Annotated in this window: 24 protein-coding genes, 1 tRNA gene, 1 pseudogene and 1 other annotated feature; of the genes and pseudogenes, 2 read left to right on the top strand and 24 right to left on the bottom strand. The window is 27.5% G+C overall.

Going from position 1 to position 23,133, the window contains the following annotated elements; all coding sequences use genetic code 11:
- Nucleotide 1: 1 nt before the first annotated feature.
- The 23 genes and pseudogenes from K0040_RS16675 to K0040_RS16570 all read right to left on the bottom strand — a co-directional run bounded on the left by K0040_RS16675 (nt 2) and on the right by K0040_RS16570 (nt 20,992).
- A complete protein-coding gene (locus K0040_RS16675; RefSeq protein WP_228109875.1) occupies nt 2–1,024 on the bottom strand; it encodes an ABC transporter ATP-binding protein in 1,023 nt (340 codons plus the stop codon).
- A gap of 16 nt (nt 1,025–1,040) precedes the next feature.
- Nucleotides 1,041–1,850 carry an ABC transporter permease gene (locus K0040_RS16670; protein ID WP_331476346.1) on the bottom strand — a complete coding sequence of 270 codons (810 nt, stop codon included), beginning with the start codon at nt 1,848–1,850 and terminating at the stop codon, nt 1,041–1,043.
- 8 nt (nt 1,851–1,858) lie between these two features.
- Nucleotides 1,859–2,725, bottom strand: coding sequence for an ABC transporter permease (locus K0040_RS16665; RefSeq protein ID WP_228109874.1), 867 nt, complete (start codon nt 2,723–2,725; stop codon nt 1,859–1,861).
- Entirely contained in the window at nt 2,725–3,948 is a 1,224-nt protein-coding gene (locus K0040_RS16660; RefSeq protein ID WP_228109873.1) for an ABC transporter substrate-binding protein, read from the bottom strand. The genes K0040_RS16665 and K0040_RS16660 overlap by 1 nt, the downstream gene beginning before the upstream one ends.
- A 39-nt stretch (nt 3,949–3,987) precedes the next feature.
- A complete protein-coding gene (locus tag K0040_RS16655) occupies nt 3,988–4,965 on the bottom strand; it encodes a heterodisulfide reductase-related iron-sulfur binding cluster (RefSeq protein ID WP_228109872.1) in 978 nt (325 codons plus the stop codon).
- A complete protein-coding gene (locus K0040_RS16650) occupies nt 4,965–5,657 on the bottom strand; it encodes a TVP38/TMEM64 family protein (protein WP_228109871.1) in 693 nt (230 codons plus the stop codon). The genes K0040_RS16655 and K0040_RS16650 overlap by 1 nt, the downstream gene beginning before the upstream one ends.
- A gap of 53 nt (nt 5,658–5,710) precedes the next feature.
- On the bottom strand, nt 5,711–6,106 hold the full coding sequence (locus K0040_RS16645) for a hypothetical protein (protein ID WP_228109870.1): 396 nt from the start codon (nt 6,104–6,106) through the stop codon (nt 5,711–5,713).
- Between the two features lie 15 nt (nt 6,107–6,121).
- Nucleotides 6,122–6,787 (bottom strand): ABC transporter ATP-binding protein, encoded by a 666-nt coding sequence (locus tag K0040_RS16640; RefSeq protein ID WP_228109869.1) that lies wholly within the window; start codon nt 6,785–6,787, stop codon nt 6,122–6,124.
- A complete protein-coding gene (locus K0040_RS16635; RefSeq protein WP_228109868.1) occupies nt 6,787–8,001 on the bottom strand; it encodes an ABC transporter permease in 1,215 nt (404 codons plus the stop codon). The genes K0040_RS16640 and K0040_RS16635 overlap by 1 nt, the downstream gene beginning before the upstream one ends.
- Nucleotides 8,002–8,003: 2 nt before the next feature.
- Complete coding sequence (locus K0040_RS16630) at nt 8,004–8,411, bottom strand: DUF4418 family protein (RefSeq protein WP_228109867.1); 408 nt, start codon at nt 8,409–8,411, stop codon at nt 8,004–8,006.
- A gap of 105 nt (nt 8,412–8,516) precedes the next feature.
- The gene (locus tag K0040_RS16625; RefSeq protein WP_228109866.1) at nt 8,517–9,164 is read right to left on the bottom strand and encodes a YdjY domain-containing protein; all 648 of its coding nucleotides are present in this window, start codon (nt 9,162–9,164) and stop codon (nt 8,517–8,519) included.
- A 46-nt stretch (nt 9,165–9,210) separates the two neighbouring features.
- Nucleotides 9,211–9,924 (bottom strand): TVP38/TMEM64 family protein, encoded by a 714-nt coding sequence (locus K0040_RS16620; RefSeq protein WP_228109865.1) that lies wholly within the window; start codon nt 9,922–9,924, stop codon nt 9,211–9,213.
- A gap of 248 nt (nt 9,925–10,172) precedes the next feature.
- Nucleotides 10,173–11,189 (bottom strand): aminoglycoside phosphotransferase family protein, encoded by a 1,017-nt coding sequence (locus K0040_RS16615; protein WP_228109864.1) that lies wholly within the window; start codon nt 11,187–11,189, stop codon nt 10,173–10,175.
- Entirely contained in the window at nt 11,168–11,899 is a 732-nt protein-coding gene (locus K0040_RS16610) for a TIGR04282 family arsenosugar biosynthesis glycosyltransferase (RefSeq protein ID WP_228109863.1), read from the bottom strand. The genes K0040_RS16615 and K0040_RS16610 overlap by 22 nt, the downstream gene beginning before the upstream one ends.
- Nucleotides 11,865–12,539 (bottom strand): TIGR04283 family arsenosugar biosynthesis glycosyltransferase, encoded by a 675-nt coding sequence (locus K0040_RS16605; protein WP_228109862.1) that lies wholly within the window; start codon nt 12,537–12,539, stop codon nt 11,865–11,867. Before K0040_RS16605 ends, K0040_RS16610 begins: the two co-directional genes overlap by 35 nt.
- Nucleotides 12,540–12,619: 80 nt before the next feature.
- Nucleotides 12,620–12,692 (bottom strand) — tRNA-Lys (locus tag K0040_RS16600).
- A gap of 275 nt (nt 12,693–12,967) precedes the next feature.
- Complete coding sequence (locus tag K0040_RS16595; RefSeq protein WP_465244998.1) at nt 12,968–13,645, bottom strand: nickel-dependent lactate racemase family protein; 678 nt, start codon at nt 13,643–13,645, stop codon at nt 12,968–12,970.
- A pseudogene (locus K0040_RS22345) lies at nt 13,631–13,948 on the bottom strand (lactate racemase domain-containing protein); the annotation flags it as partial. The pseudogene K0040_RS22345 and the gene K0040_RS16595, both read right to left, overlap by 15 nt.
- A gap of 111 nt (nt 13,949–14,059) precedes the next feature.
- Nucleotides 14,060–15,082: a sodium:solute symporter family transporter gene (locus tag K0040_RS16590; RefSeq protein WP_265588923.1), complete on the bottom strand. Its 1,023-nt coding sequence runs from the start codon at nt 15,080–15,082 to the stop codon at nt 14,060–14,062.
- A gap of 357 nt (nt 15,083–15,439) precedes the next feature.
- Nucleotides 15,440–15,689, bottom strand: a binding site (T-box leader).
- 146 nt (nt 15,690–15,835) lie between these two features.
- A complete protein-coding gene (locus K0040_RS16585) occupies nt 15,836–16,426 on the bottom strand; it encodes a hypothetical protein (protein WP_228109861.1) in 591 nt (196 codons plus the stop codon).
- Nucleotides 16,427–16,706: 280 nt separating this feature from the next.
- Nucleotides 16,707–17,903 carry a pyridoxal phosphate-dependent aminotransferase gene (locus K0040_RS16580; RefSeq protein WP_228109860.1) on the bottom strand — a complete coding sequence of 399 codons (1,197 nt, stop codon included), beginning with the start codon at nt 17,901–17,903 and terminating at the stop codon, nt 16,707–16,709.
- Between the two features lie 127 nt (nt 17,904–18,030).
- Nucleotides 18,031–19,722, bottom strand: a complete 1,692-nt coding sequence (locus K0040_RS16575; RefSeq protein ID WP_228109859.1) for a M3 family oligoendopeptidase — start codon at nt 19,720–19,722, stop codon at nt 18,031–18,033.
- Between the two features lie 70 nt (nt 19,723–19,792).
- Nucleotides 19,793–20,992 (bottom strand): ion channel, encoded by a 1,200-nt coding sequence (locus K0040_RS16570; RefSeq protein WP_228109858.1) that lies wholly within the window; start codon nt 20,990–20,992, stop codon nt 19,793–19,795.
- 161 nt (nt 20,993–21,153) lie between these two features.
- Between K0040_RS16570 and K0040_RS16565 the strand changes: the two genes are divergently transcribed.
- A complete protein-coding gene (locus K0040_RS16565) occupies nt 21,154–21,591 on the top strand; it encodes a hypothetical protein (protein ID WP_228109857.1) in 438 nt (145 codons plus the stop codon).
- A 63-nt stretch (nt 21,592–21,654) separates the two neighbouring features.
- Complete coding sequence (locus K0040_RS16560; RefSeq protein ID WP_228109856.1) at nt 21,655–21,975, top strand: DUF1540 domain-containing protein; 321 nt, start codon at nt 21,655–21,657, stop codon at nt 21,973–21,975.
- A 56-nt stretch (nt 21,976–22,031) separates the two neighbouring features.
- Here the strand turns inward: K0040_RS16560 and K0040_RS16555 are convergent, their stop codons facing one another.
- Nucleotides 22,032–22,718, bottom strand: a complete 687-nt coding sequence (locus tag K0040_RS16555) for a YczE/YyaS/YitT family protein (protein WP_228109855.1) — start codon at nt 22,716–22,718, stop codon at nt 22,032–22,034.
- Between the last annotated feature and the right edge of the window lie 415 nt (nt 22,719–23,133).

Below are 23,133 nucleotides of genomic sequence, written 5' to 3'. Positions count from 1 at the left end.
TTTATTCAAATTTAAAGAAAGAAACTTCTTCCTCTCTTATTTTTATTCCTACTTTATTATTTACTTTTATATTGTTATTACTTAAAATTTTAGAACTAGATTTCACCAATATTTTTTCCTTGTTTTTCCTTAAAACAAATTCCACAAAATCTCCTATATATATAATTTCATTAATTTCATAGTCTTTTTTCTTTTCATCTATTTCTATACTTGATGGTCTAACCATAATTTCATACTTACCATCTTTTTTATCACAATTTAATTTAAAGTTACGGCATTTAAAAATATTTTTCACAACTTCCCCTACAAAGTAGTTATTTCTGCCAAAATAATCAGCCACTTCTTTTGAAATAGGTGAACTATAAATATTATAAGGTTTATCATACTGAATTATATCACCGTGCATCATAAGAGCTATTCTATCAGAGAGCTGTAATGCCTCATTTTTGTCATGAGTAACTAATATCATTGTCATATTATTTTCTCTTTGAAGTTTTTTCACAAGTTGCCCCATTTCAAGTCGTAACTTTTCATCTAAACCAGAAAATGGCTCGTCAAGAAGCAGTATATTGGGATTTGCAGCAAGTGCTCTAGCAAGGGCTACCCTTTGCATCTGTCCCCCTGACAGTTCTTTTATTTTTCTTTTTTCAAATCCTTCTAACTGAACGTTTTTAAGTAATTTACTTACAACTTCTTTTTGCTTTTGTTTATTAATTTTATTTAAATCCATGGCAAAGGCAATGTTTTTTTCCACTGATAAGTGAGGAAATAACCTTAAGTCTTGAAAAACTATTACTGTTCCTCTTTTTTCAGGAGATATGTTTTGAATTTCATTTTCAAGTAAAACCACTCTACCTTCTTGTAAATCATTTAATCCTGCTATAGTTTTTAACAAAGTACTTTTACCACAACCTGAAGGACCTAAAAGAGAGATAAACTCTCCACTGTTCATATCTAAATTTATATTATGAAGGATTTCATTTCCTCCCATATTTACTTTTAAATTTTCTAATCTTAAACTCATTTATTTCACCTATTTCCTATATACCATAAAAGTCTCTGCTTATATTTTTATTAATTTTAGAAACTGCAACTTGAAAAACACTAAATATTATTATTGTTATACCTAAAAATACTAAAGAATACGTGGATGCCATATTTCTATCTCCTCCTGATAAGTATGGAAACATTACAATGGCAAAGGTTTTAACTTTGCCACCACCTATTAGCAATGTTAAAAAATACTGACTAAAAGATATTATATATGACATACTAATGGATGATAAAATAACTGGAGACAAAATAGGCAAAGTTGTTTTAGTGAAAGCTTGAAATTGTGTAGCTCCAAGAACCTGAGCTTGTTCTTCAAGTTTATTACCAATAGCCATTGTTCCATCCATCAAGAGTCTTGTTGCATAAGGTAGAGAGTAAATTAAGTGAACAATAATAACTCCCAAAATACTATTACTTAATCCCCATTTTATAAACATTACATGTATTCCCATAGCAAACACTGTGGATGGTATTAAAAATGGCAATAAAGTCGAAAAATAAAGTTGTTTTTTAAATTTAAAATCGTAAAATACAAAAGCTCTAGCAGTCATAATACCAATTATAACTGACAATATGGCAACTACAAAAGAAAGTAATATGCTGGATGCAAATAGTTGAATCATTTCACTTTTTCTAGAAAAAATTTCATTTAGTGCCCTTAATGAGCAACACTGTGGTAATAAGTCAGGCCAGGCCCATCTTTCCGTAAAGGACCATATTATCAAATTTATTATAGGCAAAATTATACATATGCTCATTATAATTAATATAATCTTATTAATTTTATTATTTTTCACCTTATCACCTACTTTTTTTTCATTGATGGTATATTATTTTTTATTAAATTGTAGTAAATAATTGCAGCTATTAAAGAAATTATAATTATTATTCCATTTAGTGCCATAGCATATGGTCTGTTCTGTAAATTTGGATGAATATATTGAATATAAGAAAGAACAGGCAAAGCTTTGGGCAGTGTAGGACCTAATAATTGAGGTATTTCATATGCTCCCAGTGAAAATACAAATATGATTAAAAATCCACTTAGTATTGTATTTTTACATAAAGGTAGCGTTACTTTTTTAAATGTTTCATACTTACTAGCACCCAAGTTTATGGCTGCTTCTCCTAAACTATCATTAATATTTGACATAATAGATAGTACAAAATAAATTATAAAAGGTATCTCCTTCCATAAATATGCTAACATTATTCCTATTCCATATTTATCATAAATCAAATTTAAAAATTGATCTGGCGAAGAAATAATACCAATAGATGCTAAAATTCTAGCCATAAGTCCACTTTTAGAAAAAATGTTTAATATAAAAATGGCCACAACTATATGTGGAACTACAATCGGTATCTCAATTAACTTTTCATAAAACCATTTAGTTTTTTTGTTTATTACTATTATTACACAAATTAATGTGCCTAACAAAACAGAAAACATTGATGATAAAAAAGCTATATATAAACTAAACATAATTGAAGATTTCATCTGTGGTGACGAAAGTACTTCCATGTAGTATTTTAATGTGGGCTTCTCTAAACCAAAAGTAGGAATCACCCCAAAACTTTGGGTGATTCCATTAATAAGCCCTATTATAAATATTATTAGAAGTAATATTTGTGGTATTAACAATATATAAGGCGTATATTTCTTTTTCATTATTTTCCAACAACCTCTTCTAACCATATTTCTTCAATTATTGGAACTAAACCAGCTGGCATTTCAGGAAGTCTTTTTGATAATAATTCATCTTGAGGTATTGCACCTTTTCCTATATCAACTTTATCAAATGCTGCTTTTTCCTCTTTACTTAATTTACTATTGTCAACTACAGGTATAGTTTTTAACTTTTCAAGTCTTGATGCTTGTATTTCTGCACTTATCATTTCATTTATAGCTACCATTGCCCCAGCTTTATTTCCACTATTTTTAGCTATAGCCATATAATTTGTATTCCCTATAGTTCCTTTATCAAATAAGAAAGTTTTTGTAGTATCAGTGTAACTTCCATTTTCTATTCCTCTAGCAACTGCATAAGCTGAATAAGTCATATTCATTACTACTTCATTATCTTTAAACATATTATCTAATTGAGTTGAGTCTGCTGGGAAAGATTTACCTTTATTCCATAAATACTTGTTTAATTCAACTAAATAGTCAAGTGCTGGTTGTATTTCTTTTTTAACAGTTTCTTTGTCCTCTTTCATATCTTGGAATTGTTCATATCCACATATATCGTATATTACATTACGAACAAAAGCACTTCCTGTAAAATCAGGTAGAGCTGGATATGTAACCTTACCTTTGTTTTCTTTAGCAAATTCTAATAATTCTTTTGTACTACTTGGTGCATTTTTCGTAACTGCACTATCATTCATAAATACTAACTGAGCTTTTCCGTAAGGCGCTTCATATCCTTCAGTTGGGAATCCAAAATCATTTTTGTTTTCATCTGCATTTAAATCAAGATATTTCTCTGCATTTGGAAGTTTTTCTAAAAATGGTCCGTAAAGCATGTTATTTTCTTTAGCTGACTTAAAGTTTTCACCATTTATCCATATCATGTCTATACTTCCATCTTCTTCGCCAGCTTGTATTTCACCTGATAACTGACTAAGTACTTGGTCTATATCCATTGGAACTCTTTCCATTTTTATATCGTATTTTTCTTTCATTTTTGGTGCGAAAACATTATCTAACCAAGCATTTAACTCTTCGTCTCCACCCCATCCATAAAATGTAACTGTACTACCTTTTGCTTTTTCTAATACTTCTTCCCATTTCATATCATCTACATTTGTAGCAGTATTATTGCTTTTTCCACAAGCAACCATAGATAACATTATAATTGCACACATTAAAATTGATATAATTTTTTTCATACCCTCACTCCTTTATCTTATAATTAAATAATATTTTTTTTATTTTCTAAATTTAAACATAGCTCTATTAAACAAAGATTTCATGCCTAAAGGTACTTCTTCTTCTACATTTAACACTAATGGAAGCAGATGATAAGAATTTAAAAATCCTTTTCGTCTAAAATTCCCAACGCAAGATGCACAATAAGTAAATAGTTTTTCTTCTCCTGCTAAGGATACTGATTTTGCAAATTTTGTCGATAATTCACTTTCTTTAGAGCTGGCACACCCTCCCAATCCACAACACTGAGTATCTTTAAATGAATTTTTTATTTCTCCTTCTAAAAAATGTTTTATTGTATTAAAAAATAATTGCTCTTCTCTGTCTGGGCAAGGATAGTAAATAGGAAGAGTTTCTTCCTTTATACTTTTCCCTAGATTAAGTTCTTTTAATTTTTCATAAATAGTTATTATCTTTATATCTAACTTCTCATTTAAAAAATAATAACAGTTTGGACACACTACTATTATTTCCTCAATATTCTCTTCTTTTATCTTATTTCTTAAAGATTGTAAATTTTTATTTGCATCATCTTGTAAACCTAATTCTTCTATTGGTTTTTGACAGCAATCAAAAATAACACCAATGTCATATTTTTTAAGCTCATCTATTAATACTTTTCCTGTTTTAGGAAAAAATGATACAAAATTGCATCCTGGAAATAATACTGATTTTTTATTTGAATTTTTATAGTTTGCAAAAATATAAGGATTTTTTTCTTTCAAAAGCATATTATAATCCTTATCCATTATAGCATTATTATTATTCTTAATCTTTTCTTTTCTCATACTTAATGCAATTTCTTTTCCATCAATATCTTTAGGACAAACAGATTTGCATTTTCCACAAAGAAAACAATTATAAGCCAAATCTTCTCTTTTTGAGAAACCTTCCAAATCCATATTATATTTATTTAAAAAATCACAATTTTTAGTACATAATTTACAATGAATACAGTCTTGTGCTTTATTCTTCATTATTCTATTACCTCTTTACTATCTCCTAGATATTTTCTTTGAATAAGTATTCCTGCAAGTGTAACAACTATAGCTAAAACTCCTGCTATAATAAAGTATTTCCATTTGTTATCACCTGCTGTAAGTCCTGCAGAACCTATGGTAAAAAATGATACTCCTGGAAACATAAAAACAAATGTATATATTGTATATTTCCAAAATCCGATATCTGTTATTCCATAAGCAAAATTTTGCAAGTTATAAGGAAATATAGGAACCATTCTAGTAATCATTAAAATTATTAAGTCACTTTTTTCATTATCAGAAAAAAGAAGTTTTTTCAAAATTTTATTTTTCTCAAGCATGGGCTTTATCATATCTTTCAAAAAAAATCTTCCTACTAAAAATGCCATGGCCGCACCTAAAGTTGTAGCAATTAAGCAAGCAAATATACCTAAAATTGGTCCAAACAAAATCCCAGCAAAGACAGCAAAAGTTACCCCTGGAATAGCTAGTACAACACATCCTACAATGGTTAAAATCATATAAATGCTCATTGCCAGTAATATATTCTCCGTAACCATTTGTTTTATAAAATCTAAGTTTTTGGTATCACTTATATAATCTGACCATCCATAATGATTATTTAATAAAATTACAAGTATAATTATAGCTATAAATAAACTTGTTTTTATAATATTGTTTTTATTCATATTTTTCTCCAATCATAAATTATTTCTTAAGGGAATAATTATTGTATAGAAAATTAGCTCTTATACTCTTTCCTATCTGAAAATAATATTAAAAGCAATCCTAAAATTAAAATAATTAACAATATCAAATTTATTTTAGAGAATGGTACTCTCGTAATATTTATCCCCTCTCTAATAATTGATGCTGGTACAACTTGTAGTCTTTTAAATCCGTATACAAAATTACCATAAATAAAACAAATAACAATGTTTATTATAGTAAATTTAAAACCCAATTGTAAATTTTTTTTTCTTAAATAAATACTAAATATTGCAGTTAATACTCCAAAAGCAATAAATAAAATATATCCTATATTAACCCTCATTTCTAGCCATTCACTTTTAAAGCATGTTATTGCAAATACTAATGCCCATAAAAAAGCATTGTACATAATTTTTAAATATTTCATATAACCACCCTATTTTTATTTTTCTTTTAAAACGCCTTTTTCCATGCAATACGTTTTGTTTGTATAGTCTAAAAACTCTAAATCATGTGTGCTTATTAATACAGCTTTATTTTCTTCACTAATACTTTTAAGCAATTTCATTACAATATGAGAATTTTCTAAGTCTAAGTTACTAGTTGGTTCATCTGCTATTATTATGTCTGGATCATTTATCAAAGCTCTTATAATAGAGACTCTTCTAAGTTCACCACCAGACAAACTACTTGGATATTCATTTTCCATACCTTCTAATCCTACTTTTTTTAATAGACTTAATGCCCTATCATAAACATCTTCATTTTTATCCGATAAATAATATGGCATACACAGGTTATCTATTATTGTAAAATTAGATAATAAATTTTGACCTTGAGTGATGTATCCTATCTTCTCATTTCTAAGTACTGATAACTGATCTTCACTCATAGAAGTTATACTCTTATGGTCTATTAGTATTTCTCCATGACTTGGCTTACATAATCCTGTTAGCAAATGAAAGAAGGTGCTCTTTCCAGACCCTGATCTTCCAATAATGCCTATAAAATCACCTCTATATACAGATAAGTTTACGTTATTAACAGCTTTAAATACTTCATTTCTTCGCTTATATTCTTTTACTAATTTTTTGGCTTGTAAAATCATTATTCATTCTCCCTTATAAGTATATCAGTATCCTCTTTACTAATTTTATATACACTTATAATTGATGCTATTAATCCTGTAACTACGGAAATAGCTAAACACATAATTGATATTTTTAATGTTTCTATGTTAAATGTATTTAAATAAGGTATATCCATACTCATGCTTATTAAATTTTTAAACAATGTAATTAGCGTTAATGAGCATAAAGCTCCAATTATAGACCCTATAGTTGTAATGATTAACCCCTCTAACAAAATCATTAAAGAAATTTGTTTTTTCTTGGCTCCAATAGTATATAGTATACCTATTTCTTTTTTTCTTTCATTAATGGTAATTATAAAAATGCATATTATGGCCATAGCTGTGACTATAAACAATAAAACTGAAAAAATTGTGCTATATACACTAAATTGCTTAACTTTATTAATAATTCCACTAAATAAAGAATTTGATGTGTATGCAGTAATATTTTCATCATCAAATGTTGTGTTTATATCAAATGCTAATTTTTCATTTGAATACTCATCATTTACATCTAATAATACCATTGATATGGTATTTTCCATATTATCCAGTTTTAAATTATCATTTGCAGTTTTAGAGTTTTTCAATTCATAGGCAGTCTCATAGCTCATAAATACTGAGTTATCATTGCCAGTTCCTGTTTTATCTAGTTTGTCAACTACATTAAATTTAGTGTTGTAAAAAGTAATAATATCACCTGGTTTTGATGCTACATTATGTCCTACAACAACCTCTCCTTTTTTCAAATTGATGTTTCCTTCTTTTAACCAAGGTTTAATAACAAAATCTGTTTCTGGATCAAATGCAATTAATTGAACTGGTGCATCGCAACAAGTTGCTTCCATTGTTTGAATGTAGAATTGTGTTGACATTTTATCTATATTTTTAATACTACTTAGCTTATCTGTCCATTCTCTATCAAAATACATAGTACTTGGTTCACCCATAAATAGTGACTGCTCAAGCTCTTTTGAATATTCATTTGGAATAACAATAACATCTGCACCCATTCTTTGTGTAACATTTTCTATTCCATTTTTCATAGAGCTCATTAAGAATGTACTTGTAAATAAAGAAAATGATTGTATTATAACAAATAAAACTAAAAATAAACTTCTTACTTTTCTATACTTTAAATTATTTAAAGATATTGAAACAATGTTTTTCTTTTTATTTATATTGTTCATAATTATTTATTTCCTTCGATTTTTTTCCTTAAATATATAATATTTATTATAGAAACAATAATTAGAACTCCACATATTAAATATATTGAAGGAAATTCTACTGATAAACATGGCATAGTGTCTTTTTTACATCCACCTATTAAAAATTTTGGTATAGCTATAGCGTACATACCTATAAAAATACTCATTAAGGATATTCCAAGATTTATTCCTTTTGATTTTATCAATATATAACAAATCCCTACTATTATAAGTAAAATTCCTATGCCTAGAATTGCTTGAGTTGACCACCAACACTTCATTGGACGTTCTGGATTAAATCCACACCCAACAAAAATATATTTTGGTCCAAGAAACATTAAAAGACCAGTTATTATATAAAGCATTGCCATTCCTACTCTATTTTTCATTTTTTTATCTCCTCATTTATTTTAAGTCTTTAAATAAGAATATCTCAAAGTGAAACTACAACACCTTGAGATATAATATTATTATCTTTGCTATGGTTTATAAAATTACTTAGCTATACGGAAAGTTACCCAAACTTTAGTCCCATCTTCTGGTAGTACACTTTCATCGCCAAACCATTGAACTTCTTTATTTTGTGATGTTCCTGTTGCATAAGCTGCATCACTAGTTATACCAGTTGCACAACTATCTAAACAAAGCACACAACCAGTGTTATTAGTTTTAGCACTTCCTAAATTCCCACCAAAACGTAAATCCATTTTTCTTTCATCACTTGATTTTATTATATCTTCAAAAGGTATTTCTTTGTCTTGCCCTTCCCAAGTTACAACTGCTTCTAATTTTTCTCCTTCTACAGTTGCTCCTTTATCTGAAGACGACGCCTTCATATCTTCAGCAGTTAAATTATCACCTGGTTTAGCACCTATATCTAATAAAGCTTGATGGAATTCTTTTTCATCAGCTAATCCACGAAGCACTGACTTTTCTCCATTTGATCCATCTTTAAACACTACACCATGACGAGTTGACTCTGTAAAATATTTCCCATTTACTTCCGTCAACATTTTCACTTCATTATTTTCTACTATTAATGTTTTTTCATCTGACGTTCCCTCTTTAGATTTTGAACAAGCTGTTATAGCAAACATTAATGTACCAACAGCTAATAAAGATATCATTTTTTTCATTTTCATATTTTGTGTCCCCCATAGTTTTATTTTATTTATTAAATAGATAGCACTATTTAAAATTCTTTTTAATTTTTCTTTGTCTGTCACTATATATTTGTTTCATTAAGAAAATTAATATTGTTAAGGCAAATAGTATTAATAACCCTGTTACTAATAACTTAGCTCCGCCAGTTAGCATTCCTCCAACATAAGAATAAACTATCGTTGCAGGCAATTGACCTAGCCCAGTTGCTATAAAGAATCCCCAAAATCCCATACCAGTTAATCCTGCTGCATAACTTACAATATCGAATGACATAAATGGTAAAAGTCTAGAGATTAATATACTTTGTTTCCCGTATTTAGTGAAAAAAGTATCTACTTGTTCCAAACCTCTTCTACTAGTCAATTTTATAGCCACATCACGTCCTAGTATTCTAGCAATAAAGAAACAAACTGCTGCTCCTGCCATTGCACTTGACCATGATAATATAGCCCCTTGCCACCAACCGAATAAGTTAGCGTTTGCAAAAGTAATAAGAAAAGCAGGAAGAGGTGCAGCTATAGATTGAAATATCATTAACATGAATGATACTAGTGCTGCATAAGGACCATAAGATTCAACAAAGTCTCCTACCTTTGTAAAATCCCCTGATTTAAACATAAAAGCAATATTATCAATTGTTGTTTTTATAGATGGAACTAAAAAATAACTTAGTATACATATCAATAATAGAATTATAATTGCTATTTTCCCATAAACATTACTTTTTTTATTTTCCATAATTCGACCTCCTTATATAAATTTTTACATTTGTAAATTCATTTTATCATGTGCCATAAGTTAAATCTAATTATAAATTTTTATATAATTTTTATTATATAGTTTTTTTCTATAATGAAAATTATAATTCTCATTTTAAGAAAGTTCACCCTCATTATTAAAGCCATCATATATATTTATCATTATTTGTAATCTTCTTATTGATAGTAAAAAAAGCATGCTAAAGTTAGCACGCCTAAACAATAATCTTATAAATTTTTAAAATATCTATTTTCTACCATATCTAAGAAATCTTTTGATAAGTAATCATCCAATTTTTTAGCTGTGAAGTCATTTCTTATTAATTTATCAGGATCTTTATATTGAACCCAAGCCATAGCACACCAAGTAATTCCTCTTAAACACGTTATTGGAATATATAAATTTAATCTATTTGCTATGTCATTAGTATTAAAATTATTTCCAATAGCTTTTATATATTCTTCAGTAAATTTTTCAATTTTCTCCTGGGATAAAATAACATCCGTTTTCCAAAATGTAGTTGTTGGTGCTAGAAAATGTCCTAAATCTTGTGCCGGCTCTCCTAATATTGGTTTTTCCCAATCTATTATATAATTATTACTATTTTCACCATTTATTAAGAAGTTACTTGAATTTAGCTCTGTGTTAATAATGCATCTTCTTCCCTTATACTCTCCTGTACTTTTTATCATCTTTTGCCCTAAGCTTAACATTCTTTTTATTTGTTTTTTCTTTTCTTCATCCCCCAAGTCACTATTATAGTAAGTTTGGATCATAGTTTCACATTCATCAATTATTGCTTGTAGTGGATTTTTAGGGCACAGTAAATGTGAGTTTTCTTCTAATTCTACACTGTGAATATCACCTAAGCAATTTGCCGCTATATACAAATCTTTTCTATAATCTAAAGGAGCACCTTGTAAAAAATTCATAACCAAAACACCATAGTCCAGGTGTTTCTTGCTTCCATCTACATATATTGGTATTGGAGTTCTATTACTTTCTTTTAATTGCAATAATGATTTATATTCATATTCAATTTGATTGCTTAGGTTCATTTGACTTGCTGTATTTACCCTAAGAATCAAGCTATCCTTAGTTACTGGATGAGTAAATAAATAATTTATATTATATTCACCTTGTGCAAGCAACTTAAAATCAATTTTACTATCTTTAGGAATATTTAATGCTTCTAAAAATTCCTGTCTCTTTACATACTCTTCTAAACCGTTAATTGTAAACATCCTCTTTCCTGCTCCTCAATAACTTTAATAATGTATTTTGATGTGTTCATATTTTTACTTACATTTTCTTTTTTTATCTCATTATAAAAATAAAATAAATCATCTTTTTCGTCTATATCAATATTTTTATTAGTTAAATCATAAGTCAAGTTTGAATTTTTTATTGATGCTATAGTATCATCTAATACATTTCCATAACCATATTGAATATTTTCAAATACTGCTTTAGTAGTGTTTTTCATCCCTACTAAATAATATCCTTTGTCAACTGTTGGTCCTAAAACAATATCTTTATCTTTTAAAATTTCAAAAGCTTTTTTTAAATCTTCTTCTTTTAAAAAAGGTATATCACTTCCTATTAATATACAAGATTTATATTTTTCCCCTAGAACATATTCTATAGCATTATACATCTTCTCACCTAAGTCTTTTCCTTCTTGAATTTTATACTTGAATTTATATCCAAAAATATCTTTCAGTATGTTATCTTTATCTTCCGGTGTATAGAATATAAAAATATCCCTTTTTAATTTTTCACAAGTACATTTAATATCTTTTAAGAAGTTTTTGTGAATTTGTGCACATTGTTCTTTTGTAAGAAAGCTCTGTAGCCTTGTTTTTGTTTTTCCTGGTATAGGAACCCTTGTAAAAATAATAATTGCCTCTTTCATTTTATCACCTAATGTCTCTATATTCTTTGTTAATTTCATTTATATCTCTTCCACACAAATATTGAAGTTGTAGTTTTTGCATTTGAGTCATAGCCTTAAATATACCTTTATCCAAAAACCTTCTAGATGAAGTTATTATTTGGCTATCTATTTGTTTAAAGTAATATTTTTTTCTTTTTAGCATTAAAGAAAATTCTAAGTCTTCCATTATAGGTAAATTAGGCATTCCACCCATTTCTTGAAATAATTCTTTTGTTATAAATATTCCTTGATCTCCAAAGGCTATTTTTCTTAGTTTAACTCTTAAGTTAGACATATAACCGCAAATCTTCATCCATATTATTTCATTATCAAATTTTAGTTTTAAACAGCCTAATTTACAACCTCTATCTATTTCATTTTGAATTTTTATAATTACATCTTCTTCTATTACACTATCACAGTGAAGAAAAAATAGTACATCACCATTTGATATTTCACTCCCATAATTCATTTGATTTGCTCTACCCTTAGGACAATTAACAAGAGTAAAGGTAGTTTTTATTAAATCTTTCGTTTTATCGCTACTTCCTCCATCGCAAAATATAACTTCAAAATTTCCCTTTAATTTAGATAAATTGTCTTGAAGTTTTATAATGTTTTTTTCTTCGTTATAAATTGGAATTATTATTGAAATCATTCTTCCACCTTTGAAAATTTATTTTTTTCTATAATTCATATTAAAAAACTCATTGATGTATTATCAATGAGTTTTGAAAGTGACCCATCTGGGACTCGAACCCAGGACCCCCTGATTAAGAGTCAGGTGCTCTACCAACTAAGCTAATGAGCCATAAATATTTAATTACAAATTAATTATAACTAACATTATTTAAAAAAGCTACCCTTAAATAATCATTTTATCATTAAACTTTTCCATATAATTTTTTTAATATAATTTTAATCTATTTATAAATATAATCAAAAAATGGCATTTTCCATCTTTTGATTATATTTAACTTTTAACATTATTTCTTATATAGTTACTACTTTATAAACTATATTTAATTATTCTTCACTCAATAGTTTGTCAAATCAATAATTAATAATATGTTATCTCTAATTTATTTAATCTTCTTCTAATAAAGGAACTACATTTCCTCCATATGGAATTATATATATCTCTTTATTTTGGCAATTAATTTTATTTAACAACTCTTCAATATTGTTTGAAGCTATTATTTTCATATCTTTTAGCACGTCTGGATCTATGGAACTTAGCATATAAACATTACATTTTGCTATAGCCTCACAGGCTGCATAAAATATATATCCACCTATTGTAAAGCTTCCTCTAAGTTCTTCATCTAAAACTCCCCTCTTTAATGGTTCAATCCAGTTAAAGAAATCTGGTGCTCCTCCACCTTCACTACACTTAGCAAGTAATATTAATGTTCCTCCTCTTTTTACTGCTCTAGTTGCATTAAATAAGGATTTTGTTGACTGATATAAGTTAATATCCTTTGGATATCCTCCACGACTGGCAATAAATATATCTGCTTCTTTTTTTATTGGTAATCCATATGCATCATCTACATATTTGCAGCTTTTTAGCCATGCATCATAGAAATTGCCACATATTAATTTACTATGCTTTGATGATGAATTTACTACTATATTTATTCCAAAATCTATATCTATCAATTTTGCAGCTTCATTCATATCTTCATTTATTGGGTTATGATTTAATAGTCTTGTTCCAACTAGAGGATCTGATCGTTTTTCTGTTTTGCTTAAACTTTGTATATGATTTTGTTTTATTGTTTGTCTTCCAGCCACACCAGGTATTACACTTTTTCTACCTCCTCCAAATCCTGCCATTATATGATGTACTGTACCTGTTATCATTATTACTTTTCGTCCTACAACTAAAGGATTAACATAAACTTCAGTTCCTGAAGGTGTAGTTCCAACATTTATTAAATCATCTGCATCACAGTCATGATTTACAACTTTAACCTTATCATAAACTGATTTTGAAGCTAGTTGACAAAGTTCTTTTTCTCTTTGCTTTCTATGGCTCCCAAGGGCCACAACTACTACTATGTTCCTATACTTTACCTCCTATATTTATATTTTGTGTATTTTATTATCAACATATCATTCTTTAATTTATTTTAATGATTAATCTATTTTTTATTTAGTTTTAATTTTACTAATCTATTTATGTCTTGCTAAATTTAAATTATCAATAGTGTTTTCTTTATCATATATAATCACTTTATTTTTTTCCACTAGGCTTATCACTGCAAAAGTAATCCCACTAACTGCTATCATCCAATACCCAATATCTTTAAATATGTTATGAAATGTCGGACATACTAACCATGCTATTACAGCAAATACTGATGATAATATGGTGAAAAAGCCTGCATTTTTACTTGCGAATTTAGGACACCAAAGGCCTGCTATTACTAGCATAGAGGTTCCTATTGCCATAGATAGACATACTTTCATTGCACTTAATATGCTACCAAGTTGCGATGATAATATATAAGTTAAAATTCCAACTACTAATATTATTATTTTATTTATCATAAATGATTTATCTTTTAATCTATTTCCTGCTTTAGTTCTAAAAAATACATCATGGCTAACTGTAGTAGAACATCCTATTAACATAGAACATGCTGTAGACATGTCTGCCGCCCATAATGCTGATAATGTAAGTCCTGCCATAATTGGTGGTAGACTCATTATTATCATTGTAAGAGCCTGAGTTGCTTCCACATTAGGGATTAATGCTTTAGATGCTATGCCAAGCATTGCACATATAAATCCTATTGGTATCATTAAAAGTGCTCCTATTCTAAAGCCATTTACTGCACTTTTATCATCCTTAGATGTTAAACTTATTTGTATAGCTCCTTGTACTGAGTTTGTATTCCCACACATAACTATCATCCATGCTATAATTGCTGGTATTCCCATTCCCGAAGTTAAACTCATGTATGGTACATCTGGTGTTGATTCAGCCATAATTTGAGCTACCTTCCATCCACCTTGGTAAAACAAAACTAATACTGCTGATGATACTACTCCTATATAAATTAAAGAAATATTTAATATATTACTTACACTTGCAGACCCCATTCCTCCAACAAATCCTACTAGCATAAATATTATAAAAGAAAAGAATGTGGCAGTCTTCATATCAAATACATTTGGTAATAAACTAGACAATATTGATCCACCTGCTATTGTAACAGCTGTAACCAGTGTACTATTTTTATTTTTATATAATTAAGAAATCTTCTCCACCATCTTTTTTTGATTTAGTGGATACGACAACACTAATTACAAGTAGCATTATAACGTATAAAATAACAATTATTAATGGTGTATTCATTGCAATTTCTCCTTTTAATATAATAATTTAAATGTTTTTGTACGTTGTACTTTCATAAAGGTTGCAACTACTTTATGAAAATATACATACTAAGATTTCAATATTAATTTACCAAATATTCTGTATTTTAAACTTAAAATTTATCATTTATTTCTTAGTGGTTTACACAAAAATAAAAAAGCCCTCGCCCTCAAAAGGACGAGAGCTTATCTCGCGTTACCACCTTAATTTATAAGTAATTTACATTACTTACCTCCACAAGTACTCTTTAGAATACTCTGTCACTATAACGTGTGAATACGTCACATCCTACCAAGCTTTGCTCTTCAGTGTGAAGCTCAAAGATGTATTCATAATTAAATAAGTATGTACCTCTCATCAACCGGTAACTTTCTGTATACCTTTCTTTTAATTATTACTTCTTCTTATCATCGCTTTTGTTTTTTAGTTTGATTTAATAGTAGTTTTATTTTTTTGTATTGTCAACTACTTTTTTATAATTTCAAACTCAAATTTTGTTTTTTAAACAAGTACAATAAAAAACTTAGCACTTTTTAGCGCTAAGTTCTTTTTATATTAACTATATTTTATTGTAATAATTCAAAGTATCCTGATGGATGGAAGAAATATACTGATCCACTATCTTTATCTACTAAGTAAGCTAAATCAGTTTCTATATTTGGTAAAAATACATATCCTCTTATTCCTTTTTTGTTAATTGCTTTAAAAGTATTTTCATTACCTTGGTATGTGTAAGTAAAGTCAACTTTCTCAACTTCTTTTAAATATTTATTTAAAATTGCTTCAGCCTGTGATTTTGTCATTCCTGTTTTAACTTCTTCTTTATCTTTATCATCTTTTACAACTGTGTTATTAGCTGGCTTAGTAGTTTCTTCTTTTTTAGTTTCTTCTTTTTTAGTCTCAACTTTTACTTTTGCTGGTTTTTTAGTTTTTACAGCTACAGTTTCAACTTTTGCTGGCTTTTTAGCTTCTTGTTTTTGTGTTGTTTTCTCTTCATTATTTTTTACAACTTCTGTTTTTGCAGTATTTGTAGCTTGTTCAACTTTTACTGGCGCTACATTTTCTTGTTTATTGTTTTGTGAAATTGCGTTTGCAATTGGAGTTATTAATAATACTCCACTTACTAATAATGTTATTGCGATAATTCCTTTTTTCATATTTCAACACTTCCTCTATAATATATTTTATAATTGCTTAAATTTTATCTTTTATTATACTATTATAATATCATTACCCCTTGAAAAATTACAGTTACATACTTGTTACTTTGTATTACAAAATAGTAACATAGGTAATTACAGATTGTTACTAATTCTCAATATTATGTAAGATTCACTCTCTTTATGTAAACATCTAAATGTTTTTGGCTACAAAGTTTTTAAATTAAAAAACAGAGTCTTATATTAAACTCTGTTTTATTATGAAAAATAAATTTTTTTATTCTTTATTTAACTTTAAATACGTTTCTAAACCTTCTTTTAAAAGTATGGCTGCCTTATGCAAATCCTTAGTGTTTAGAATATATGCCAGTCTTATTTCATCAACCCCAAGTCCAGATGTTTGATAAAATCCCTCAGCTGGACAAGGCATCACAGTTTCTCCATCTTTATCAAAATCACTTAATAACCATTTAGTAAAGTCATCTGCATTTTTTACTGGTAGTTTTGCTACTATATAAAAAGCACCACTAGGTTTTTTACAAATAACACCTGGTACTTTTATAAGTTCATCGTAAAGAACGTCTCTTCTTTGTCTATATTCTTCATTAACCTCCGTTAAATAAGAATTATTTGTTTTGTAAAGTTGGATGGCTCCTAATTGTTCTAAAGTCGGCACAGATAATCGCGCCTGACATAACTTAAGTATGCCTTCCATAAAAGACTTATTTTTAGAAGCTAATGATCCTATTCTTGCTCCACAAGCACTATAACGTTTTGATACAGAGTCTACAATTATTACTCTGTCCTTTACTCTTTCAATAGTACCCACACTAGTGTACTCACCATCATAGATAAATTCTCTGTAAACCTCGTCTGCTATTATCCATAAATTATGTTCAAGTGCTATATCTGCAATCATTTCTAATTCTTCTTTCGTGTAAACTACACCCGTTGGATTTCCCGGATTAGAAAATAGTATAGCCTTAGTTTTATCATTAATTTTTGATACTATTTCATCTTTATTAGGTAGGTGGAATCCACTTTCAGCTAAGGTAGTAATTGGATTGATATTTACTCCTACAGATTTAGAGAAATTAAAATAATTTGAATAAAAAGGCTCTGGAACTAGTACATTATCTCCTTCATCACAAATAGTAAGCATGGTGAATAATAGTGCCTCGCTACCACCATTAGTAATTAAAATCTCATCATTTTCAAAATTTAAATTATAATTTGTATAATACTTTCTTATAGCTTCTATTAGCTCTGGTAAACCTTCTGATAATGCATATTCTAAAACTTCTCCTTTATATTCTCTTATAGCTTTAAAAAAACCTTCTGGTGTCATAATATCTGGCTGACCTATATTCAGATGATATACTTTTTTGCCTTGATTTTTTGCTTTCGCTGCAAAAGTTAATAATTCCATTATAGTTGATGGTGGAACTGATTGTATTCTTTTTGAAATATTCATAAATTATCCTCCTAACTTACTTCTTCAAACTTAGAATTTCCATATATCACAAATAATATTTTGTAAATAATGATATAAATATAAAAAAAAACTAAGAATATGTAATTTACACATTCTTAGATTTCTTTTATAAATTTTTTTCAAATTTTTCTATGTTCTTTTGTAAATTACTTATTATGAATTCAATGCAATTATTATCAAAAGGAGATATTAAATTCCCAGTTTTAACTATTTGTATAAAAGACTCTGTTCCACCAACTTTACAAATTCTCAAATAATCTTCCCATCCTTCTTCTCTACTTTCTTCCATTTTTTTAAGGAATTGAAATGCACAAATTTGTGCTAATACATAGTCAATATAATAAAATGGATCTTTAAATATATGTCCTTGTTTAAAGAACCAACATCCTTTTTCCAATATTTTATTTTTTTCATAATCTCTATGTGGTAAATATTTCTTCTCTAAATTGCGCCATACTGTTTTTCTTTCATCCTTACTCATATTAGGATTATCATAAACAATATGCTGAAACTCATCTACTACAACTCCATAAGGCAAGAATTTTATAGCAGAGCATAAATGAACAAATTTGTATTTATCCGTATCTTCTTTAAAAAACATATTCATCCAAGGATAAGTTATAAATTCCATACTCATAGAATGAATTTCACAACTATCTAAAGTTGGAAAGTTTATTTCTTGCATGTCTATGTGTCTAGACATAAATAGTTGGAATGCATGTCCTGCCTCATGAGTTAATACATCCATATCTTCACTAGTTCTATTAAAATTAGAAAAAATAAATGGAGCTTTGAAATTTGGTATATATGTACAGTAACCTCCAGAAGATTTATTATGTTTAGTTTCTAAATCCATAAGATCATTTTCCAACATAAAATCAAAAAATTCTTTAGTCTCTTTTGATAACTCATTATACATTTTTATTCCATTTTTTATTATATAATCTGAGTCACCCTTAATAATCGGGTTTCCATCTAAAAATTCTAGATTTTCATCAATATAAGTTAATTTATCTAAATTTAATCTTTTAGCTTGTTTTTCATATAGCTTATTACAAAGAGGCACTATGTGTTCTAATACTTGTTTTCTTAAATTAACTACCATTTCTGGATTGTAATCTGTTCTGTACATTCTTATATAGCCTAATTCTATAAAGTTACTGAAACCTAGCTTTTTAGCTATTTCATGTCTTATTTTTACTAAGCTATCATAAATTTCGTCAAATTCTTCTTCATGTATTTCAAAGTAGTTATAATAAGCTTTAGATGATTCTTCTCTAACTTTTCTATCTTGAGATAACATATATTTGTAAATACCAGATAAGTTTAGCTCTTCTTTATTAAAGTTAATTTGGGCTGAAGCTAATAGCTTTGTATATTTGGACATTAGTTTATTTTCTTCTTGTAACTGTGGTATTATCTCTTTTGAAAAAGATTTTAAAGAGTATTCACATATTTTATAAAATTGTTGACTAAAATCATTTATTATATTTTCTTTAAATTTAGAATTAACAATAGCATTATAAAAACTTGAATTTAATTCTGTATATAGCGGACCATATTCATCCCAATAACCCGTCTCTTTTTCATAAAACTCATCTGCCGTATTTATACTATTTCTTATTGAAGCTATAGTGGACATGGTTTCAATTTGTTTTCTAATATTATTTAAGTCCATTATGTACCCATGTTGATTTTTGTAATCGTCAGCATATTTTATTTTATTTACTAAATCTAAAAATGATTTTTTTATTTCTTCATAGTTAGGTCTTTCATATTTATAATCTTGAAATTTCATTTTTGCCTCCTAAATTTTATAATAGTTATAATTTATCATATACAAGGTTACTTTGCCAATTATTACATCTTTATCTAGTGATTTTTCTAGCTAAAGTAGCTGTCCAAACTCCCACCATAGTAACTCCTAATAACATTTCCACACATGAAAATAGCACACTATATCCTATGGGAAAGATATCTCCATATCCTACTGTTGTAAACGTAACTAAACTAAAGTAAAAACAATCTATAAGATCCATATACATTAGTTTCCTAGGCAGATAGGATAATATATTTAAATTATAATGAATTATTCTTTCATTTACACAAAGACCAGAAAACATATATATTATAGAAAATATTAATACAATCTCTAAGGATGATATAAGAGCAAATGTTGGTCTTTCTCCATATCCACAAGTATAATAAAAAACATTTGATTTTAGCCTTTCTAATCCTTTTAAACATTTTCTTTCTGCGCATTTAGCAAGATAGTAATACTCTCCAGAATAATTAAATAACCTATTTTTTTCAAACACTGATGATATACTTTTATATGTTTTAAATATATTATAGTAAGAACTTTTATTCTTATTATTTAACTTTAATAAATCAATAAATGTATTTTCATCCACCTTACTTGTAAATTCATCTTCAAAAGCCAGTATATTTATATCAGTTCTTATTATTTTCATAGATTTCAAATCACAATCTGAAAAAATTATATTTTCAATAGAAGATTTGTTAAAAATACTATTTCTAAGGCTACTTAGATAAAATTTAACTTCTATAAATTTAGTAAATTCAAATACTATATTTTTCATATTAGTGGTGTAAAAATTACAACTTTTAAATTCACATTTTTCTTTAAATAATGCTATAATTTTTTCTTCATCTTCAAAATTACAGTTATGAAAGTCCACATTATAAAATCTACAATTTTTAAATTCACTTCCAATAAAAGTACAGTTTTCGAATTTTATATTATTAAAATTACATCCAACAAATTTACTGAATTCTATATTTTTATTGGATATACTTTTGTATATGTGTTTTGAGTCAAGACTTTTTGTTCCTATAGTTTTGTTTTTTATATAAGTAAAAGGGCTCTTTACTTCATCAATATTTAGAATTTCTTTATTGTTACCATATATTTCACTTATCTTATCTTTATTATCATTCATATAACTTGATATTTTTTTATTTATTTTTTCTTTACTTATCATAATCCTATCTTCTAATTCTATATTTATTATTTTTCTATTTTTATCAAAATCATAAATTCGCATAATATCACCTTAATTTAAGTATTTAATATATATATTGATTTTTATTTTTTAAAATCCTTTATTGTTAAATATTTTTGTTTTTCATTTTGTAATAATATAAAAAAATTTTTAATATGTATTATATATAAAAATTTACTCCTTTAGAAAATTGGAGGGATATTATGAAAAAGGATAATAAAATTTTAGAGGATAAATTACCAAAAAACTGTTGTACTTTTTGCTCTCATTTAACTTTGGAAGGTCCTGATGAAAACTTTAGGTATTATATAAAATGTGTTATTAATGATAAAATTCCAAGACCAACAGACTGTTGTCAGTTTTTTGATCAGGAACACACTAACTTAACAACTTGTGATTTAGATTATTTATATTTAGACTTTTTAGAGACTAGTCTTAGAATTAAATATGAAGATTATCTCGACTCATTATATTGGCAATTATTTAAAGATAACATACTAAAAAAACACAACTATACCTGCTCTATTTGCAATAGTATGGAAAATGTAGATGTATATCATATAAATAAAAAGTTAGGCCGAGAAACAGATGAAGATGTGGTTGTTTTATGTAGTAAATGTTTTCCAAATAATAAAAAGTAATTGTATAAAATAATACAACTTACATATATTATCTTTAATATAGTTTGTTAAGGAGGTCTAAAATTGGATACTAGTTTGAGATGCGATGCAACTAGATGTATACATAACAATGATAATCATTGTTATGCTGGAAGAATAAACATAGATGGTTTTCTTGCAGATGATATTGATGACACTTACTGTTCTACTTTTAAAGAAAAGGATTATCAACAGTTTACTAGTTCTATATACGGTGAAAATAAGAATAAGTTAGATCCTACTACTATACAAAATATAAAATGTGATGCAATAAAATGTTCCTACAATGATAATAAATATTGTACAGCAAAAAAAATAAAAATAAATAGCGGTAATGCTAGCTGTGATACATTTGTTGAAAATTAAATATTTAATATAAAAATTTCAAATAAAAAGAAGCTACCTAATTGTAGCTTCTCTTTTTATTCCTCATCAGCTTCCATGCAAGTTTCAACTTGAATTCTATTTCCATTTTTCAAAGATTTTATACTTTCAATAACACTTTCGTGAGTTAGTAATTTAGAATCAATATGGCTTATTTTAAAAGCAATTTGTATAGCATAACCCAATCCAAATCCACTTATTATTGTCCCAATTCCTACACTTCCTCCTAAAAGCCAACCTACTGTTAAAGCCGTTAATTCTATAATAGTTCTTATTGTTCCTACAGATTTTGATGATCGTTTATTTATGGCTAGCATTAAACCATCTCTAGGCCCACTACCAAGAGCTGGTTTCAAGTACAGTACAGTTGCTATAGCAGCTAAAACTATTCCTATTAGCATCATAAGAATGCCCATAAATAAATTATTTGCATAAGGTACTATATTAAGACCTTCAAATAAATCTAAAAAGGTACCTATAAGAAATACATTTCCTAATGTTGCAAATCCAATTCCTTCACCCATAAATGCATCAATTATTATAATTATAGCTCCTACTCCTATGGATATTTGCCCCATAGTGAGACCAGTTTTTAAAGAAATTCCTTGATGTAATACATCCCAAGGACTTAGCCCAATATTTGCATGTATCATTACTACTATAGCTAGACCATATATTATAAATCCTAATAATAACCTAGCTGTAACTCTAATTATTTTATTCATAATATTATTCCCTCCCTCTCAAATTAATCATAACAAATAAATATAAAAAATAGTAATCTAATTTAAATATAAAGATTCACTTAGTAAAGAAATTTACTTTGCTCATATGACCAAGGATATGCCTTTGACCAACATTTGGCCAGTCATTTTGCTACCACTTTAAACCACTGCGAAGGCGCTATGAAATTTCAGACAACAACCTTAATCAAAATACATTTTTTACACTTTCTAAACGAGTTGATATAACTTAACTCCAGAGTTTATCAACAACGTAAATCCAACTATAATTTCCTACGAAAATGATTTTAGCCAAAGGCTGTTTTTTGCAACACTAAACTAAACCTACTATAAATAGGTTAAATTTAGTGTTGTTTTTACTTTTTTATACCCCCTCTAGACTACATCTTTCTACAAC

This window comes from Terrisporobacter petrolearius (assembly GCF_020748185.1).
In the GTDB taxonomy this organism is placed as follows: domain Bacteria; phylum Bacillota; class Clostridia; order Peptostreptococcales; family Peptostreptococcaceae; genus Terrisporobacter; species Terrisporobacter petrolearius.
This window is presented reverse-complemented; position numbering and strand designations above follow the sequence as displayed.

Bases quoted from the DNA above. Each gene is read 5' to 3' on its own strand.
- K0040_RS16630 (WP_228109867.1), bottom strand. From the start codon at position 8,411: ATGAAAAATAGAGTAGGAATGGCAATGCTTTATATAATAACTGGTCTT.
- K0040_RS16565 (WP_228109857.1), top strand. From the start codon at position 21,154: ATGAAAAAGGATAATAAAATTTTAGAGGATAAATTACCAAAAAACTGT.
- K0040_RS16570 (WP_228109858.1), bottom strand. From the start codon at position 20,992: ATGCGAATTTATGATTTTGATAAAAATAGAAAAATAATAAATATAGAA.
- K0040_RS16610 (WP_228109863.1), bottom strand. From the start codon at position 11,899: ATGAAATTAACAAAGAATATAGAGACATTAGGTGATAAAATGAAAGAG.
- K0040_RS16655 (WP_228109872.1), bottom strand. From the start codon at position 4,965: ATGAAGAATAAAGCACAAGACTGTATTCATTGTAAATTATGTACTAAA.
- K0040_RS16580 (WP_228109860.1), bottom strand. From the start codon at position 17,903: ATGAATATTTCAAAAAGAATACAATCAGTTCCACCATCAACTATAATG.
- K0040_RS16635 (WP_228109868.1), bottom strand. From the start codon at position 8,001: ATGAACAATATAAATAAAAAGAAAAACATTGTTTCAATATCTTTAAAT.
- K0040_RS16650 (WP_228109871.1), bottom strand. From the start codon at position 5,657: ATGAATAAAAACAATATTATAAAAACAAGTTTATTTATAGCTATAATT.
- K0040_RS16575 (WP_228109859.1), bottom strand. From the start codon at position 19,722: ATGAAATTTCAAGATTATAAATATGAAAGACCTAACTATGAAGAAATA.
- K0040_RS16585 (WP_228109861.1), bottom strand. From the start codon at position 16,426: ATGAAAAAAGGAATTATCGCAATAACATTATTAGTAAGTGGAGTATTA.
- K0040_RS16675 (WP_228109875.1), bottom strand. From the start codon at position 1,024: ATGAGTTTAAGATTAGAAAATTTAAAAGTAAATATGGGAGGAAATGAA.
- K0040_RS16605 (WP_228109862.1), bottom strand. From the start codon at position 12,539: ATGATTTCAATAATAATTCCAATTTATAACGAAGAAAAAAACATTATA.
- K0040_RS16615 (WP_228109864.1), bottom strand. From the start codon at position 11,189: ATGTTTACAATTAACGGTTTAGAAGAGTATGTAAAGAGACAGGAATTT.
- K0040_RS16625 (WP_228109866.1), bottom strand. From the start codon at position 9,164: ATGAAAATGAAAAAAATGATATCTTTATTAGCTGTTGGTACATTAATG.
- K0040_RS16620 (WP_228109865.1), bottom strand. From the start codon at position 9,924: ATGGAAAATAAAAAAAGTAATGTTTATGGGAAAATAGCAATTATAATT.
- K0040_RS16640 (WP_228109869.1), bottom strand. From the start codon at position 6,787: ATGATTTTACAAGCCAAAAAATTAGTAAAAGAATATAAGCGAAGAAAT.
- K0040_RS16665 (WP_228109874.1), bottom strand. From the start codon at position 2,725: ATGAAAAAGAAATATACGCCTTATATATTGTTAATACCACAAATATTA.
- K0040_RS16555 (WP_228109855.1), bottom strand. From the start codon at position 22,718: ATGAATAAAATAATTAGAGTTACAGCTAGGTTATTATTAGGATTTATA.
- K0040_RS16645 (WP_228109870.1), bottom strand. From the start codon at position 6,106: ATGAAATATTTAAAAATTATGTACAATGCTTTTTTATGGGCATTAGTA.
- K0040_RS16660 (WP_228109873.1), bottom strand. From the start codon at position 3,948: ATGAAAAAAATTATATCAATTTTAATGTGTGCAATTATAATGTTATCT.